Origin of the sequence: Gordonia sp. NPDC062954, from assembly GCF_044543825.1 — a bacterium.
GTDB lineage: Bacteria > Actinomycetota > Actinomycetes > Mycobacteriales > Mycobacteriaceae > Gordonia > Gordonia tangerina.
The window spans coordinates 1-16,136 of the sequence record NZ_JBITWL010000046.1 but is presented as its reverse complement, the minus strand read 5'-3'; the positions used below and the strand labels follow the sequence as shown (position 1 = coordinate 16,136).

Below are 16,136 nucleotides of genomic sequence, written 5' to 3'. Positions count from 1 at the left end.
GGCGATCGGCTTACCTGTCTCCTCGACGATCCGGACCGCCCCATCACGAAACTCCCGGTCGTACTTCTTCCGCTTCTCTGGCATCGTGCTCCTCACTATCGATGCCTCTACGGTTCGGGGGGAACCTCATTGACCGAGACCACGCAGAACGTCCCGACGACCCCGGCGATGCCCATCGGAATCAGCATCAGCAGATGGCGTCGAGGCGGCATGCGGTCCCAGCCGTAGAGGTAGATCCCGAGGAAGATCGCCTCGACGAAGAACGACAGCCCTTCGAACGCGAATGGCAATCCCAGCACGTCACCGAACCGGCCCATCAAACCGGGCCACAGCAGACCCATCTCGAAGCTGAGGATCGTGCCCGAGACCGCGCCGATCGCGAACAGCACTGCCGACACCTTGGCCCACCGTCGGGCCAGTCCCATTGCGACAGGGCCGTCGCGCACGATGCCGCGACGGCGCATCACGAAGATCATCGTCGGGAACGCCACCCCGAAACACGCAAGGACGATGTGCCAGCCCAGGGACACCGCCATCTGCTGCCGGGCCGGCATCAGACCCGGAGGTTGCTGACCCTCCGCCACAACCAGCAATGCCTCGGCCAGGTACACGGTCGTCACCGTCGAGCAGGGCCGGTTGTTCCAGCCCGACACGTCGTCATCTGTACCGAAGGTAATCGCACGCAGATGAGGTTCCCGCCGGGGGTGGCCGGTAAACGCCACTGCCCCGCCGCCGGCTCGAGCTCGTGTCCGCAACGACGAGGGTGGGTCCGAGTTGCTCGACGACGATGAACAGCGCGTCGGGGACGGTCCGGCGGGTCAAGTCAGCGGCGGGATACGGTGTACCGGAAACCCGATTTCCGGGTGAAAAACTTTGTTTCGTACTCTTTTCCCCGTGAATCCCGCTGCTGCCGATGCGTTCGTGACCGAAACCACTTCGAGTGTTTGCGTGTGGTGCTCGTCCACCGACGAAATCGCGGAGTTCCGCGGCGAGAGGCGCGGACGGTGCTCAACCAGACGCGCACGCAGACTCCCCCTGCTGCTTCCCGGCGGCGAAGCGTCGAACCGCGACGACGACTGCCCACGAAGGCAGGCGGGAAGGCGGTGGCCACCAAGCCGCAGAATGTCAGGTCCGGCGTCGCCGGGCCGGCGAACGTCTCACGACCCGACCGCGCCGAGCTCATGAGCCGGGCGCAGAGCCTCCTGGCGCAGCTCACCGAGATCGAGGAACGTCTGCAGGTCGCGCAGAAGGATGGCGGCTTGAGTGGCAAGGCCAAGGTGTCCGACCTGACCGCGAAGCGCGACTCCGTGTTGCGCACGCTCGCCGCGTTGGAGAAGGCCAAGCGGGCGCTCGAGCCGGCCTGAGGTGGACGCACCACACCCCGTACGCTTCGTGACGGGGCACCTCGCTGCGCGCGGTGCGTCAGCCGCGTAAGGCGGACGCAAAGAGCGACGGCAGCCGGGTGGCCTTCGGATCTGCCGCGAATGCAACCATCTTTCGGCCTACATGGTGCGCATGCGTGTTCCTGACGAACCACGCCGGCTTCGGCGTGATCGACAGCTGGCCGGTGATCAGAGATCGGCTCAGCGGGCGGAACGGGCCGGTCACGACCGTGCGCTCTGTGTCGTCCACCAGTGATGCGTTGTGTACCAATCCGATTCCGCTCTCGACATCGACGAGGGTCGCACCGGGAAAGCCGCCCCATGGTGCTGCTGCGGTGAGATAACCGACCCCCGTCCACGCGTTGATCGCAATCGTGCCGTAGCGGAGCGATTCCACGAACCACTCGAACTCTCGACCGAGCTTGCGGCGGTATCTCGGGTGCACCAAGACGTTGGCGCCGAGAGTGCCCTCGAGCCGCTCATTGACGAAGCGGCTCGCTGCCCGGAGGTAGGCAATCCCGTCTCCGGGGATCTCCACGACGGCCAGCACGGGCGAGAAGTACTCCACGGTGAAGGCCTCGGCCACCTGGTCCGGTGAGAGCCCCTCGATCAGCAGCCGGCCGTTCTCGCGTGCGTTGGCCGTGGCGTGCCGGTCGGCTGCCGCGGCGACCCGTTGGTCGCTTCCGGGGTAATAGGCTGGCCGCGCGGGAGCCTTGTCGATCTGGTCGCGGAGTTCCCGGAGGAACTCCCCTTTCTTGGACCACTCGGACGGGATCACGGCAACCTGGGCGGCGATGCAGTTGTAGCCGCCGTTGTGCAGACGCTGGGTGGCCAGGTGCTCCGCCTGGAAACGGATGTCCTTGGCCGACCACCCGGTGGGGACGACGACGGTGGGTGATACGCCGCCGAGTTCACTGGTGATGGTCTTGCCGAGCTTCGGTACGCCGGCCCGGCGACGGGCCTCGCCTTCCGGGCCGGTGCCGAAGACGATGGCGTCGTGACTTGCCGAGCTTCCGGTGATGTGGACATGCGCCACATTCGGGTGATCGACGAGATACGAGCCGACCTCGACACCGCCCCTGACGACCTCCACGAAGCCGCGCTCGGACAGGGGTCGCAGGACGGCGTTGATCGCGTCGAACATCTCGCCCAAGACGGGGTTCAGTTTGAGGATCACGACGCGATTGTGCGCGATCAGCTCGTACAGGGTGTCCAGCACGGCGATCGAGGTGATGTTGCCGGCGCCGAGGACGACTGACATGCCGTGCGTCGTCGCGGGGTCGAGTTGCGCCAATCCCGCCGCCGACCGCGCCTGGGTGACACTCACCCCCGGCTTCAGCCAGACCTTGGCCGAGACGCCCGACAGCAGTAGCCGATCCCAGATCTGATGGGGAAAGACGTCGAGCGCAACACGACCGCCGGGAGCGACGGAAGTCGGTACGTGGGCGATGGGACTGTCGCCGCAGCTCAGGTCGCGCAGAGAACGGGCCAGCGTGGCAGCGTTCGTGATGACCGGGTACGGCCCCGACAGCCATTCTTCGCCTGCGAGCGGCGATGAGGGCGAGATCCGCTTCGCACGGCACGCGGCCTCAACCCAATCCGATGCCTGCTCGGCCGCCTGGTGCGCCACCTGTTGCAGAAGGTCGGCGCGCCGGGTCAGCGGGAGGTCTGCCCACCGGCGCTCGCCTGCGCTGAGTCGTAGCAGCGCACTGTCGAGCTCCGCGACTGTGGTGAAATCGGTGGTGAGAGTCATGAGTTGTTCTCCATGGTGTGGTGTGGATGGCTCAGGGTTTCCGCGGCTACACCGGTGTGAATTCGGAGATCTTCCAGCGATCGCCGTCCTTGGCCATCTGGACGCGAATGCGGCTGCCGTCGAGTCGCGGCCCCTCAGCGTCCTTCTTGGACGTCGTCTGGTTGACGAAGAGCAGGACGGTTGCGTGATCGGCGTCCGACGCGACGAGTGCGGCGTCGACCACCTCGGCGTTCGTGACGATCTGCTCCTTCTTGGCAGCAGGTTGAATAACTGATTCGCCCAGTTGGGTGTATTCGTCGAGGAACCTGCCGGTCAGCATGGTCTCGGCAGCTTCGGGCAGCGCGGTGTCGACTGTTCGGTAGTCATAACTGAGCAGTTTGGGGATGTCGGTACGTGCCGATGCAAGCGCGGACTGCCCCGCCGATGCCTCCGTCGTCGCCGCGCTCGTCGCGAACCACACGTAGCCGAGTCCACCGGCGCCGGCGATCACGAGTGCCGCCAGCACCCTGACCAACCCGTTACGCGCCTTTGTCGAAAGTCTGGCGGGCCAGCTCACAACGACGGGGCCGAGTCGTTTGACATGACCGCCGCGCACCTTGTCCTGCTTCTCGGCGCCGTCGGTAGGCGCCGCGTCGGTGTCGACGTCGCGATCCACCTCCGCCTCGGCGAACTCGGATGAGATATCTTGCTCCACAACCTTGTTCATGGCTTCCTCCTCGGTTCTGCCGCCTTCGCGTCGGTCGACGCCTCTTGGTCCGCGCTCCCCGCGTTCATGACACGAACTCCACGTTGCTGACCTTCCACGCATGGTCGGCGGCCGTCAGATCCACCTTCATCCGATAGACGCGTTGCTGCCCGTCGGGTGCCTCGGTGTTCTTGACGATCGAGCTGACCGCGGCCAGGACCTGCGCGGCGTCGTCGTCGGCGGTGATGATCCCCGCCTCCTTGACCGATCCAGTCGAGAGGACCTCGCCGGAGGAAAGGACCTGCTCGAACGACGTCGCCAGCTGTTCAAACTGCTGCTGAAAGGATCCGGTGGCGACGGACTTGATCCGATCCAGGTCGGCCTTCGACCGGCGGTAGTCGAGGCTGACGAGTCCGGCGACCACCTCGCGGGTGACGTCGAGTACCTCAGAGTTCCGCTTCTCGTCCTGCTTGGCCTGATAGAGATCGGTGCCCTTCACGCCGAGCAGCGCGAGCACCGCCACGAGGGCCGCCACCAGCGCCCACACGGTGACCACGGACCGGAGTGGAGCAGTGCCCGCCCCTTCGCCGGCGCTCTCCGGGCCGACCGCGTCGTCGTCGACTTCCGGACCGGTGGCCTCTACTTGATCAGTAACGACTGCCATGTCGCCTTTCCTTTCGCCGAAGCTGAGTTGGTGGGTGTTCCCACGAAGTACGTCACCCCGTCGGGCCCTCGGAACCTTCCGGTGGTCTCCGAATACGGCACCGGCTTCGACGCTGTACGTAAGCGCTTCGGCACCCTCTTCGCCCCTGGGTCACCGCCGGCGTCGCCCATAGAGTGCGGACGCGACAACATCTCCGGCCACGTGGACGGAAGTCCCCCGGGGCAATCGGCCACTAAGGGAGTCCTCACGCGGGGGTCGGTCGCGCACGGGACGTTCCGGGCGCCACGCGCCACCTTCGGGTTGTCGGGGCGCGCGTCGCAGTACTGGTCCGGAACCACCGGCACAGTCCGCATGTCCGATGCGTCACGACGTCGGCTGCCGCCATATCCCTCGGTGCACGGGGGCGGGTTCAGCGTGTTTCCGAGCTTGATGTCGAGTGGAGCCTGCGGACTCTGGCCGAGCGCGTAGCCGTCGACCGAGTTCAGGGTTCCCGACGTGAACGCCGGATAGACGGTCAGGATGTGCCGGAGGTTGGGGACGTTGACGCGCAGCACCTGTCCCACGGACTGGAGGTCGGCGAGCAGCGTCGGCAGCGTAGGCGTCAGCTCGGTCAGGGTGGCCGACACCTGGTCGGCTGCCGACGGGGTCTGGGTCAGCAGAGTCCGCAAGTGTTCATCGCTCAGCGCGAGCTGATCGGTGAACGACGCGAGGTTCGCCACCGCAGAGGTCAGGTCGGCGGCCACCCGGTTGCCAGTGGTCAACAGCGGTTCGGCGTCGTCGATCAGCCGGGTGGTGGGGCCGATATCGATCTGCGCCAACTCGAGCAGCCGCTGTGATGCGTCGATCAACCGAGCCAGGCGATCACCGGTCTGTCCTAGCCCGTCGGACACCTCGTCGACGGTCGTCTCCAGATTCTGGGGCGAGATCGTCGCAACGAGGTTCATGGTCCTCTCCAGGACGTCTTTGGTGGGCGTGGGCGCCTCATTGCCCTTGGCCGACAACACGTCTCCGTCCGTCAGCGCGGGCCCGCCGTTGTCGCGGGGAATCAGATCCACGTATTGTTCCCCGACCGCAGACTGACTCCTGATGTGCGCCGCACTGTTTCGCGGGATCGTGTTGTCCGAATCGATGCGCAGGGTGATGCGAACCGGCGCCGACAAGTCGGCCAGATCGACGTCTACCGAATCCACCCGTCCCACGGTTACACCTCGATAGGTCACCAGTCCGGTCTCGTAAATGCCGCCGGCGGTGTCGAACTCGGCGACCACGCGATACGATCCGATGCCGGTGACCCGACCGATGCCGACGTAGGTGACAGTCCCGTAGACTACGCTGACCACGGTGAGGACAGCGAATACGACGAGCTGCCATCGCACCAGTCTGGTGAGTTTCATCGGGGGCCCCCCATCCCGGCGGGCTGCGGTGAGGTCTTTTTCGATGGGCTGTGATCCGTTGTGGGGGTGCGCAGTCCGAATGGAGCGCGGAGTGGGTCCGCGGCTTGCCGCGAGGTCGCCATCCTGGCCAGGGCCACCTTGGGAATACTGCCGAGCACCTTGTCGCGTATGGCGCCCACCGACAGGTCGAGGGTCAGGAAGAGGTTCTGGTAGTCACCCTTCATTCCCTTGTCGATGACGGTCACCGGGAACGGAACGGTGAGCCCGACGATGAGCGAGCCGACCAGGTCGTCGCCGGACTCCTCGAGCCCCTTCAGTGCGGGACGGAGTTCCGCGGCAATGGAGTTCAGATCGGCGTTGCTGCGTGCGATCACGCTGCCCACCTTTGCGCCGAACACTCCTACGCGATCGAGCATCGTGACCAGCTCCTCGCGTTGGTCCGCCAGCACGGTCAGGGCGGGTTCCAGGTTGTCGATGCCCTCCGCCACGGTCGAACTCTGATCGGCCAGCGTGGCGCTGAGCTTGCCGAGCGAATCGATGGCGCGGCCGATGTCATCACGTTGCTTGTGTAGTCCGGAGACGAAGGTCTTGAGTTGAGATATCGCTCGGTTGGCAGCGGCTGTGCGGCCATCGGTGGCGTCGTTGAGCTCGGTCATGATCGACCGGAGCTGTTCGAGGCCACTGCCGTTGAGGATCAGCGACAAGGCCGCCAGCACCGACTCGGTCGACGGATAGGCTGCGGAGCTGTTGACATCGAGTGTGTCGCCGGGCAACAGCTTGCCCGGCGTCTGCTCCGCGGGAGGAATGAACTCCAGGTACTGCGCGCCCAGCACCGAGGTCTGTGCCAGCTTCACGGTCGAACCGTTCGGGATCTCCACTCCCTCGGAGAGCTCCACGTCCACTTCGGCGAACGACTCGCGCACTGTGATGGACCGGATCTGCCCGACATTCGCGTTGTCGAGCTTGACCAGGGAGTTCGACACCAGGTTCTGCACGTCGGCTAACTGGACGGTGATGCTGTAGCTGTCACCGGAGACGGCGTCGCCTGGCAGTGACAACGAGTTGGCGCCGTCGAACCGACAGCCCGCCACCGTCGACATCGCGACGGCCGCCGCGATCAGTCCCGCGCCGACGTGAAAGCGCTTGTGTCCCATCAGCGTCCTCCCTCCTCGGGGCGACCGGTCGAGCGTGCCATCTCGGACGTGATGACCCGGGTCAGGGTGGTCTCGGCCTTCTGGCATTCCGACTTGGGAGCGTCCACGGTTGTCAGCAGTGCACAGATGAGCGACACCGGATCCGGGAAGTCGGCCACCGCGAGACCGGCCGTCAGTGAGTTCGAGTCCGGGTCGTAGATGTTGTAGAGGTTCGACAGCGCGGTCGGCGCCGTGTGCAGGATCTGAGCCAGATCGTCCTGCCTGTCGACGAGCAGTCGGGACACCCTGGTGAGGTCCTTGACGTCACGGCTTAGCGCACCCTGGTTCTGCTTCAAGTAGTCGCGCAGGCGTGGGGCCATCGAGTTGAGGGCACGGATCGCGGCATCGAGTTGCGTCCGATTGTCGTCGAGCACGGCCGACGCGTCGTCGAGTTGCGAGGCGAAACCGACGATCTGCTGGTCGGCGGTGCGCAGCGCGGTGACGACCTGCTGGAGATTGCGGACTGTGCTGAACAGGTCGGGGCCGGCCGCGGAGAGCGTCCTCATCGCGTCGGAGAGCGCATCGACCGACTTCCGGAGTGAGCCGCCGCTGGTGTCGAGCGCACCGGCCGAGGTGTCGATGAGTCGGCTGAGCGCCCCCTTCTCATCGCCGGTGGAAGGTCCGAGTTGGTGCGCGAGGTCGGTCACCTGCTTCTTGATCTCGTCGTACCCGACCGGGACCGCGGTCCGGCCGACCTCCACCACGGCATCGTCTTCCAGCGCACCAGCCGGCGATCGCTTGACCGGGTTGACGAACTGAACATACCGACCGGAGACGAGGGTCGGCGCCACGATCGCCGCCCGTGCCTCGGAGTCCACGTACGCCGAGTCGTCGTACGAGACCTCGACGCGAACCTTCGCCGGTGTGGCCTCCACTGCTTCGACAGTGCCGATGGTGACGCCGCGCATCTTGACCGGATCGCCGACGAACAGCCCGGTGCCGTCCGTGAACCAGATTGTGGCCCGTGAGGTGTGCGTGCTCTCCCATACCTTCGCCGCGGTCACGGCCACCATGGCGACGATGACGAGGGCGATGACCGCGGGCCCGCCGAGTCGGTTGACGGCTGATGACGTGCTCATCGCCCGCCTCCCGGACTGCCCGGCTGCTGGCCGCGGAGATTGGCCGGCGTGATGTTCTGGAGCAGTACTGAGAAGAACGGTCCGCTGCCCAGGACGTCGGCGAATTGCATGACGAATGTGCGCATCCCCTTGATCGACTTTTCGAGGTTGGCGTAGTTGGCGTTGAGCGTGGCCGTCACCTGACGGACCTCCTCGAGCATCTGTGGGGTGGACGATCCGGTGTCATGGACGAACGTCTCTATCTCGGTGGATACTGCGCGCAGGCTGGTGAGCAGCCTGCGGATCACCTCGGCCCGATCGACGAGGGTCTCGAACAGCACCGACCCGTCGTCGATGAGCCTGGTGATGTTGCCCTTTCGCTCGGCCAGCACGTCGGAAACCGAATCGGCCTTCTGCAGAAGCGTCCGGATTCCGGCATCGCGCGACGACACCGTCCGTGCCGCAGCGGCGACGTTCTCCAGGGAGCCGCCGATGTCGGACGGGAGATCGTTCATGACCTTGTCGAGGCTCTCGACCGCGTCGACGACGCTCTTCTTGTCGGTGTCTCCGACGGTCTCGGTGAGCTGGTCGAGTGACTCGGTGAGGTCGAAGCCGGAACTTGTCCGCGACACCGGGATTCGGTCGCCGAGCTCGCCGGGGCCGGCGGTCGTGAGTTGGACGAAGCGACGCCCGAGCGCGGTCTCGACCTTGATCGAGGCCGTGGTCTCGGAACCGAGCTTCTCCCAGCCGTCGGTGAGCCGCATCGTCACGTCGACGTGGTCCTCGGCGAGCTCGATCGACTGCACACTCCCCGCGGCCACGCCGGCGATGTGCACTTCGTCGTCGGGATTCAGGCCACTGGCGTCGGAGAACTCGGCGACCACGACGGTCACGCCGGGCAGGAACGGAATCGAGCGGTAGTTGAACGCGAGCGCGAGAACCGCGAGTATCGCGCCGATTCCGATTAGACCGGCCCGGATTCGACGGCGGGAGTCGTCAGATCTCATGATGTTTTGACCTCATCTGGTTGTCTCCCTCACTTACAGCGCCGAGCTGGGACTTGGACCATCGGTGTGTCCGCATGTCCGCCGTCGAGCGTCGGATAGCGGATCGCGAGGCCGCACACGAAGAAGTTCACAAAACTGCCGTAGCCCGACGACCTGCCCAGAAGCCGATAGGCCTCCGGCATCTTCGCGAGCAGCATGTTGATCGTTGAAGTGTTGCTGTTCAGGTTCTGGGCCAGACCGCGCAGATGCTCGATGTCGGAGGTGAGATCGGGGCGGGCTCGGGACAGCAGCTCGTCGAGCTCGGTGGTCGCGCCCGCGATGTTCGTGAGGCCGTCGGCGATCAGCCGGCGATCACCGGCAAGCTCGGAGACCAGCTCCTGCAACTGGACGACGACGCTGCCGAAGGCCTCCCGGCGATCCGCTACCGTTACGAGCACGGTGTTCAGATCGGTGACCACCGATCCGATCGTCGCGTCGCGATCGGCGATGGTTTCGCCGAGTTCACCCATTTGGGTGATCAGATCGCTGATATCGGCTGTGCGGCCGTTGAGTACCGAGACCAGCGCAGCGGACAGCTTGTTGGTCTGCTCTGGATTCACCCCGGTCAGTAGGGGTTTGAACCCGTTGACGAGTGCATCCATGTCGAGAGCCGGCTTGGTCTGCGATACCGGGATCACGCTGTCGGCTGACCGCCTCCTACCCACGTCTCCGGGGTCGGTCTTCAGCTCGAGGTACCGATCACCGATCAGGTTCTTGTACCTGATGTAGGCGTTGGTGGTGGTCGTCACCGGGATGTGGGAGTCGACGTCCATACGGACCTCTGCTCCCAGACCCGTCTGCGCAGCCGCACCGGAGTCCACGATGTCCACATCGGTGACCTTCCCGACCACCACACCGGCCACCTTGACGTCGTCGCCGGTCCGCAGGCCGGATGCGGACATGAACTGAGCGCGGAAAACCGTTGTCGGACCGAAACGCAGGTCGCCGACGATCACGAACAGAGCCGAGGTGATCAGCGAGCTGACAGCGAGAAAGATCCCCAGCTTGATGGCCGGTCCGGTGATTGTCATTTCGTCATTCCGTAGATCATCGAGGCGAACGGGTTTCCGATGACGTCTTCGATCGACTTCACATCGCGGTACGCGTGACTGCCGTCGTCGAAGTCGACGTGCCCCGGCCCCTTTTCGCCGGGTGCGCGCGGGTAGCCGTAGCAGCTCGGTCCCGCCGTTCCTGCCGTGTGTTCGGGCGCGTCGATGCCCGGTCGGTATGGCGGGTCGCCGATGAGCAGGGTGCCGACGATGTCGAGGCCCGGTCTCGCTCCGCCGAACGCCCGCTCGAGATATTTGCGGCTCGTGTTCAGTCCGTCCAGGAAGCACGGGTAGATCGGTCCGTAGTCTCCGAGCACCTGCGCCGGCGGCGCCAGGGCGTCGGCGGCCTTCACCAGTGGCGTGCCCGCGTTAGTCATGAACCGGTTGCCGGTGTTCCCGAACTCGGTGAAGCTCAACAGGAACGCAGTCAGCTGCGACTGGTTCTCCACAATCGTCTTCGAGGTGGTGGTGAGGTGACGGACGGTGGCCATCAGGTCCGGTGACAGTCCGGCGAATGTGTCGAGATTGTCCGCACCGAGCTCGAGATCCCGTTGCAGAGTTGGCAGTGACTTGTTGAAGGTCGCGAGGTAGGTGTTCACCGAGTCGACCAGCTCGCCGAGCTTCTCGCCCCGATCGACGGTGCCGGTCTGCACAGCGGTCAGGGTTGCATTCACCCGCGCCGGGTCCACACGGTCGAGAATTCCGACAAGCAACTCGAAAGTGTCGTAGACCTCGACCGGCGTTTGCGAGGTGTCGATGGTGGCACCGGCGCTCAACGTCGATGCCGCCGGCTGCTCCGGCATCGTCAGCGCGACGTACTTGCGGCCGAAGAGCGTGGTCGGCTCCATCTCCGCCCGGACGTTCGTCGGCAGATCGCCGAGCTGGTCTTCCTCCACCGCCAGCTCGATGCGAGCGTGATCGCCGTACACGTCGACAGATGCGACACGACCGATCACTACGCCGTACAGCTTGACGTCCGATCCAGGCACCAGCAGCAGCCCCGTGCGCGGGGCGTTCAGGTAGATGGACCCGGTGGCCTGGAACCTGCCGTTGTACGACATCAGCGCAGCCACGACGACGCCCACCACCACGGCGAAGGCGACGAACGCGTACAGCAGGTGTTGTCTGCGTGAGTGTTCGATCATCCCGACACCCGCACAGTCGCGTGGACGCCGCCGTACAAGGCGATACCGACGATGAAGTCGACCATCATGATGATGATCAGTGACGTGCGGACGGCGTGGCCGACAGCGACGCCGACCCCGGCCGGTCCACCGCTGGCGTTGTAGCCGTAGTAGCAGTGCACCGCCATCACGGCGACCGCCATGACGATCACCTTCAACAGTGAGATCGCGATGTCACCGGGCTGCAAGAACAGCCGGAAGTAGTGGTCGTAGGTGCCCGGCGACTGGTCCGACAGGAACACGCTCACGAACTTGGTGGCGGCGTACCCGGTGAAGAGGGCGATCGCGTACAGCGGCACCACAGCGGCGAGTCCCGCCGCGATCCGCGTCGACACCAGATAGGGCAGCGACTGAACCGACATCACCTCGAGCGCGTCGATCTCCTCGCTCACGCGCATGGCACCGAGTTGCGCAGTGAAACCGGAGCCCACCGTCGCCGTGAGTGCGACGCCAGCAATGACCGGGATCGCTTCGCGGGTGTTGAAGAAGGCGGAAATGAAGCCCGACATCGCTTCCACACCGACGCGCCCCAGTGAACTCGATCCCTGTTGACCGACCTCGTATCCGGCTGCAGCCGTGAGGAATCCGATGATCACGACGGTCCCGCCGATGATGGCGAGTGCACCTGCGCCGAGCGACACCTCAGCTAGCAGGCGCAAGGTCTCGCGACGATAGTGGGTCATCGCCTTGGGTACCGCCCGCAGCGCCACCCCGTAGAACGCCAGTTTCTCTCCGAAGGATTCGGCGGGCTTCAGCGCCTTCCCGGCGTCCAACCGGTCGGTCAGTCGCCGCGACGGTTCGGTGGGCATCTGAGTCGATGTCAACGTGGTCCCTGCTCTTGTGTTCGCGCAGTCATGTCGAGGCCTTCAGTGCAGTGCGAGCGTGGTGATGACCGCGTTCGCGAGGAACAGCAGCACAAAGCTGAAGACAACGGTCTGGTTCACGGCGTCGCCGACACCCTTCGGTCCGCCTCCCGCGTTGAAGCCGAGATGGCAGGCCACCAGTGCGGCCAGCAGACCGAAGATGCCGGCCTTGAGCTCGCTGATGAGTAGGTCGGGAATTCCGGTGAGGATCGGGATCGCGGTGATGTATTGACCCGGCGTGGCACCTTGGAGGAAGACGCCGTACACGTATCCCCCGGCCAGGCCGATGGCGGTCACCAGGCCGTTCAGGAACACCGCGACGCCGCAGGAGGCGATCACGCGCGGAACTGCGAGTCGCTGGATCGGGTCGATACCGAGCACCTTCATGGCGTCGATCTCTTCGCGGATGGTGCGCGAACCGAGATCGGCGCAGATCGCGGTGGCACCTGCGCCCGCGACGACGAGAACCGTGACGATGGGTCCGATCTCTCGGATGACGGCCACACCCGCGCCCGCACCGGACAGGTCGATCGCACCGATCTCGTTCAGCAGAACGTTGATCTGGAACACCACCATGACGCAGAACGGGATCGACATCAGCATGGTCGGGACAATCGATACGCTCGCGATGAACCACGCCTGCGCCACCAGCTCACGCCACTGGAAGGGACGCCGTGGGAGCATCTTGACGATGCCCCAGAAGGTGAGGAAGAAGTCGCCGACCATTTCGGTACCGTGGCGCGCCTTCTTGAGAACCGGTGCGAGCGTTGACGATTGGCGTCGTTCCGGGAGCGCTGTTTCGGGGGCGAGTGCGCTCATCGGGCGTCGGAGCTCTCACGCGTTGCGGCCCGCGAGATCTTCTCGTCTGCCACTCGACGGACAGGAATGATGGGCAGTCGCAGCGCTCCAGGCGCCGAGACCGGCACGATCGGCGACCGGGGTTCGGTGGGCTCGATGCGCCGATAACCCGAACCCTGGATCGGGCGAAGGTCCTTCTCCCCCTTGTTCGGCCACAACGCGGCGGCCCGCTCGGCCTGAGCAGCTATGGTCAGCGACGGGTTGACGCCCAGATTCGCGGACACGGCCGAACCGTCGACCACACTCAGCGACGGATAGCCGTACACGCGGTGATATGGGTCGATCACACCGTTGTCCTCATCGTCCCCGATCACGCATCCGCCGAGGAAGTGTGCGGTCATCGGCACGTTGAACACCTCGCCCCACGTTCCGGCGGAGGTGCCGCCGATCTTCTCGGCGATGCGCCGCGTGGCTTCGTTGCCCGCGGGGATCCAGGTGGGATTGGGCTCGCCGTGCCCCTGCTTGCTGGTGAGCCGGCGACCGAACAGACCGCGCTTTGTGAAAGTGGTGATCGAGTTGTCGAGGTTTTGCATCACCAGTGCGATCACGGTCCGCTCGCTCCAGCCCTTCACCGCCAGGACACGTGCTGTGGCGAGTGGATCCCGGAGCGCGACGCCGATGAATCGCAGCCATCGCGGCAACCGTCCGTCGCCGTCGGTCATCGGCGCCTGCAACAACCCCATCGCGTTGGAGCCCTTGCCGTATCGGACGGGTTCGACGTGGGTGTCCGGCGTGGGGTAGAACGACGACGTGATCGCCACGCCCTTGGTGAGGTCGAGGGATTCGTCGACGCGGTAACGGGTGGCCCCGAGGATCGACTCGGAGTTGGTCCTGGTCAACTCGCCCAGTCGCGTCGAGAGCTCAGGAAGGCGGCCGGAGTCCTTGAGCTTGTGCAGCAACTGCTGGGTACCCCAGGTACCCGCCGCGAAGACGACATTGTGAGCGGTGAACGCCTTCTCGCGCTTACGAATCCAGGCACCGGTCTTGACTGTGTCGACTGTCCAGGAGCCATCGGGTCGCTGACGCACGTCGGTGACGGTGGTCAGCGGATTCACCACCACTCCAGCGCGTTCGGCGAGCCCGAGGTAGTTCTTGAGCAGCGTGTTCTTGGCACCGTGACGGCAACCTGTCATGCACTCGCCGCACTCGATGCAGCCGGTGCGATCCGGTCCGACCCCACCGAAGTAGGGATCCGACACGGTACGACCGGGCTCGCCGAAGTACACCCCGACCGGAGTCTGGACAAACGTGTCGCCGACACTCATGTCGTCGGCCACCGACCGGATGATCTCGTCGGCAGGCGTCATGTGCGGGTTGGTGACCACGCCCAGCATGCGACGCGCCTGGTCGTAGTAGGGCGTCAGCTCGTCTTCCCAGTCTGTGATGTGCGCCCACTGCGGATCGCCGAAGAATGCTGATCCCGGCTGGTAAAGGGTGTTGGCGTAGTTGAGAGAGCCCCCCCCGACTCCCGCCCCGGCCAAGATGACACAGTCGCGAAGTAGGTGGATGCGCTGAATCCCGTACGCACCCAGCTTCGGCGCCCACAGGAATCGTCGAACGTCCCAGCTGGTCTTGGCGAAGTCCGCATCGTCGAATCTGCGGCCGGCTTCGAGAACGCCGACCCGGTAGCCCTTCTCTGCCAGGCGAAGGGCGGTGACGCTGCCGCCGAACCCGGAGCCGATCACCAGGACGTCGTAGTCGGTGTCTTTCTCGCTCGCCTCAGCGTTCATTGGATGCTCGCAATCGTCTGTGGGCGTGGGTATTACGTGGCTGATTGAGCCTCTACAGGAACACGTCCCTGTGATGACCGTGTGCCGGTCGCCGCTTCTGTCCGTCCTGGCCAAGCGGGGCGGTGCGGCCGGACACAGTGTGTTGACACTGTGAGATGAACTGTATTGTTTCTACACATAATTGCCTAATGTGTCAAACACTCAGGCGGGCGCCTTAGGCCTGCATGCCAATTCGGGCATGATGGACACATGGCTACGCCCCCGAGCTTCCACGACGAAGTACGCGACCTGCTGCGCGATCGCATACTCGACTCCGCTCGCGATCTCGTGGTGGAACGGGGATGGTCCGCGGTGAACATGTCCCGGGTGGCGCGCGAGGTCGGAATCAGCCGTACGACCCTCTACAACGAGGTCGGGACCAGGGATCAGCTTGCGGCATCGCTGATCGCACGCGAGGCAGACCGCTTCCTCCACGGGGTCGTCGAGGGCATCGCGGACGAACAGGACATCGTTGACGGACTCACAGCCGCCGCGGAGCGCACACTGACCCTTGGTGAGGACAACGAGCTTCTGATGTCGATCATCTCGGGCAGACTCCAGGGCGGCGAACTCCTGTCGCTGGTCACCGTCGACTCAGAGGTCGTCCTCGGGCGGGCGACGCAGGTGGTAGCCGATCAGATCCGTTCTCGGAAGCCCGATCTCGACGAATTCGCGCTGGAGTCGATCACCGAGATCTTCGTACGACTCACCGTGAGCCACCTGCTCCAGCTCCGGGGTTCGCGTGCCGAATCCGTCGTGCAGATCCACGCTGTCATTCTCGCCTTGTTCGCAAGCCCGCCAGCTCCCCCGGCGGGATGACGCGTGGACGGAACAAGCCAAGCCGAGCGCTTTGAGAACACTGATCCCCATCTTCGGGAATCGCTTGTGCAGCCAGGTGGCCAGCGCCATTCCCAGGGAAAGATGGCCTCACGCCGGTTGGTGCGTATCGCCCGGACAGTTCGTCGAGCGACGTCTTCGGGCTCCAGAACCGGAAACCACTGCGACATCCGGGGGTACCACCCCATGTCTGCATCGTTCCGTTCGAAGTAGTCGGTGTTGACCTCCGAAGGGCAGACGAGTGAGACTCCGATGCCATAACGACCGACTTCCTCGCCGAGACTGTTCGAGAACCCCACCATGGCGGCCATAACGGTGGCTAGAACGAACCGGCTGGTGTCCTCGGCGAGGCGGCAGACGTTGAGGTGTGGCTGAGAATTGCCGCGTAGGCGATGCTGGCT

15 protein-coding genes are annotated in these 16,136 nt (G+C 64.9%); 2 read left to right on the top strand and 13 right to left on the bottom strand.

Translation table 11 applies throughout. The features are described from left to right. Positions 1-107 precede the first annotated feature (107 nt). Positions 108-653 (bottom strand): cytochrome ubiquinol oxidase subunit I, encoded by a 546-nt coding sequence (locus tag ACIGKQ_RS24630; protein WP_005201356.1) that lies wholly within the window; start codon positions 651-653, stop codon positions 108-110. A gap of 351 nt (positions 654-1,004) precedes the next feature. On the opposite strand from ACIGKQ_RS24630, the gene ACIGKQ_RS24625 reads away from it, so the two are divergent. Next, positions 1,005-1,364: a hypothetical protein gene (locus ACIGKQ_RS24625; protein ID WP_005201355.1), complete on the top strand. Its 360-nt coding sequence runs from the start codon at positions 1,005-1,007 to the stop codon at positions 1,362-1,364. A 58-nt stretch (positions 1,365-1,422) separates the two neighbouring features. On the opposite strand, the gene ACIGKQ_RS24620 is transcribed toward ACIGKQ_RS24625, so the two are convergent. The 12 genes from ACIGKQ_RS24620 to ACIGKQ_RS24565 form a co-directional block, all read right to left on the bottom strand. Next, positions 1,423-3,135: an aldehyde dehydrogenase family protein gene (locus ACIGKQ_RS24620; RefSeq protein WP_006369840.1), complete on the bottom strand. Its 1,713-nt coding sequence runs from the start codon at positions 3,133-3,135 to the stop codon at positions 1,423-1,425. A gap of 46 nt (positions 3,136-3,181) precedes the next feature. Then, positions 3,182-3,841, bottom strand: coding sequence for a hypothetical protein (locus ACIGKQ_RS24615; RefSeq protein ID WP_005201351.1), 660 nt, complete (start codon positions 3,839-3,841; stop codon positions 3,182-3,184). Between the two features lie 64 nt (positions 3,842-3,905). Beyond that, positions 3,906-4,484 carry a hypothetical protein gene (locus ACIGKQ_RS24610; protein WP_005201349.1) on the bottom strand — a complete coding sequence of 193 codons (579 nt, stop codon included), beginning with the start codon at positions 4,482-4,484 and terminating at the stop codon, positions 3,906-3,908. Then, entirely contained in the window at positions 4,460-5,878 is a 1,419-nt protein-coding gene (locus tag ACIGKQ_RS24605; protein WP_005201346.1) for an MCE family protein, read from the bottom strand. The genes ACIGKQ_RS24610 and ACIGKQ_RS24605 overlap by 25 nt, the downstream gene beginning before the upstream one ends. Continuing rightward, positions 5,875-7,032: an MCE family protein gene (locus tag ACIGKQ_RS24600; protein WP_006369841.1), complete on the bottom strand. Its 1,158-nt coding sequence runs from the start codon at positions 7,030-7,032 to the stop codon at positions 5,875-5,877. Before ACIGKQ_RS24600 ends, ACIGKQ_RS24605 begins: the two co-directional genes overlap by 4 nt. Further along, positions 7,032-8,150: an MCE family protein gene (locus tag ACIGKQ_RS24595; RefSeq protein ID WP_005201342.1), complete on the bottom strand. Its 1,119-nt coding sequence runs from the start codon at positions 8,148-8,150 to the stop codon at positions 7,032-7,034. The genes ACIGKQ_RS24600 and ACIGKQ_RS24595 overlap by 1 nt, the downstream gene beginning before the upstream one ends. Beyond that, positions 8,147-9,136 carry an MCE family protein gene (locus ACIGKQ_RS24590; RefSeq protein WP_005201341.1) on the bottom strand — a complete coding sequence of 330 codons (990 nt, stop codon included), beginning with the start codon at positions 9,134-9,136 and terminating at the stop codon, positions 8,147-8,149. Before ACIGKQ_RS24590 ends, ACIGKQ_RS24595 begins: the two co-directional genes overlap by 4 nt. 29 nt (positions 9,137-9,165) lie before the next feature. After that, positions 9,166-10,206 carry an MCE family protein gene (locus ACIGKQ_RS24585; protein ID WP_005201339.1) on the bottom strand — a complete coding sequence of 347 codons (1,041 nt, stop codon included), beginning with the start codon at positions 10,204-10,206 and terminating at the stop codon, positions 9,166-9,168. Then, complete coding sequence (locus tag ACIGKQ_RS24580) at positions 10,203-11,369, bottom strand: MCE family protein (protein WP_005201337.1); 1,167 nt, start codon at positions 11,367-11,369, stop codon at positions 10,203-10,205. The genes ACIGKQ_RS24585 and ACIGKQ_RS24580 overlap by 4 nt, the downstream gene beginning before the upstream one ends. Next, positions 11,366-12,217 carry an ABC transporter permease gene (locus ACIGKQ_RS24575; protein ID WP_006369842.1) on the bottom strand — a complete coding sequence of 284 codons (852 nt, stop codon included), beginning with the start codon at positions 12,215-12,217 and terminating at the stop codon, positions 11,366-11,368. Before ACIGKQ_RS24575 ends, ACIGKQ_RS24580 begins: the two co-directional genes overlap by 4 nt. Positions 12,218-12,274: 57 nt before the next feature. After that, positions 12,275-13,090: an ABC transporter permease gene (locus tag ACIGKQ_RS24570; RefSeq protein WP_005201333.1), complete on the bottom strand. Its 816-nt coding sequence runs from the start codon at positions 13,088-13,090 to the stop codon at positions 12,275-12,277. Continuing rightward, complete coding sequence (locus ACIGKQ_RS24565) at positions 13,087-14,859, bottom strand: GMC oxidoreductase (RefSeq protein ID WP_005201331.1); 1,773 nt, start codon at positions 14,857-14,859, stop codon at positions 13,087-13,089. Before ACIGKQ_RS24565 ends, ACIGKQ_RS24570 begins: the two co-directional genes overlap by 4 nt. Positions 14,860-15,108: 249 nt before the next feature. Between ACIGKQ_RS24565 and ACIGKQ_RS24560 the strand changes: the two genes are divergently transcribed. Beyond that, positions 15,109-15,717 (top strand): TetR family transcriptional regulator, encoded by a 609-nt coding sequence (locus ACIGKQ_RS24560; RefSeq protein ID WP_005201328.1) that lies wholly within the window; start codon positions 15,109-15,111, stop codon positions 15,715-15,717. The last annotated feature ends 419 nt before the right edge of the window (positions 15,718-16,136 follow it).

What these genes read in the sequence shown, in the direction of transcription:
- ACIGKQ_RS24565 (WP_005201331.1), bottom strand. Translation starts at nt 14,859, where the DNA reads ATGAACGCTGAGGCGAGCGAGAAAGACACCGACTACGACGTCCTGGTG.
- ACIGKQ_RS24575 (WP_006369842.1), bottom strand. Translation starts at nt 12,217, where the DNA reads ATGCCCACCGAACCGTCGCGGCGACTGACCGACCGGTTGGACGCCGGG.
- ACIGKQ_RS24590 (WP_005201341.1), bottom strand. Translation starts at nt 9,136, where the DNA reads ATGAGATCTGACGACTCCCGCCGTCGAATCCGGGCCGGTCTAATCGGA.
- ACIGKQ_RS24605 (WP_005201346.1), bottom strand. Translation starts at nt 5,878, where the DNA reads ATGAAACTCACCAGACTGGTGCGATGGCAGCTCGTCGTATTCGCTGTC.
- ACIGKQ_RS24580 (WP_005201337.1), bottom strand. Translation starts at nt 11,369, where the DNA reads ATGATCGAACACTCACGCAGACAACACCTGCTGTACGCGTTCGTCGCC.
- ACIGKQ_RS24560 (WP_005201328.1), top strand. Translation starts at nt 15,109, where the DNA reads ATGGCTACGCCCCCGAGCTTCCACGACGAAGTACGCGACCTGCTGCGC.
- ACIGKQ_RS24595 (WP_005201342.1), bottom strand. Translation starts at nt 8,150, where the DNA reads ATGAGCACGTCATCAGCCGTCAACCGACTCGGCGGGCCCGCGGTCATC.
- ACIGKQ_RS24615 (WP_005201351.1), bottom strand. Translation starts at nt 3,841, where the DNA reads ATGAACAAGGTTGTGGAGCAAGATATCTCATCCGAGTTCGCCGAGGCG.
- ACIGKQ_RS24610 (WP_005201349.1), bottom strand. Translation starts at nt 4,484, where the DNA reads ATGGCAGTCGTTACTGATCAAGTAGAGGCCACCGGTCCGGAAGTCGAC.
- ACIGKQ_RS24585 (WP_005201339.1), bottom strand. Translation starts at nt 10,206, where the DNA reads ATGACAATCACCGGACCGGCCATCAAGCTGGGGATCTTTCTCGCTGTC.
- ACIGKQ_RS24570 (WP_005201333.1), bottom strand. Translation starts at nt 13,090, where the DNA reads ATGAGCGCACTCGCCCCCGAAACAGCGCTCCCGGAACGACGCCAATCG.
- ACIGKQ_RS24620 (WP_006369840.1), bottom strand. Translation starts at nt 3,135, where the DNA reads ATGACTCTCACCACCGATTTCACCACAGTCGCGGAGCTCGACAGTGCG.
- ACIGKQ_RS24600 (WP_006369841.1), bottom strand. Translation starts at nt 7,032, where the DNA reads ATGGGACACAAGCGCTTTCACGTCGGCGCGGGACTGATCGCGGCGGCC.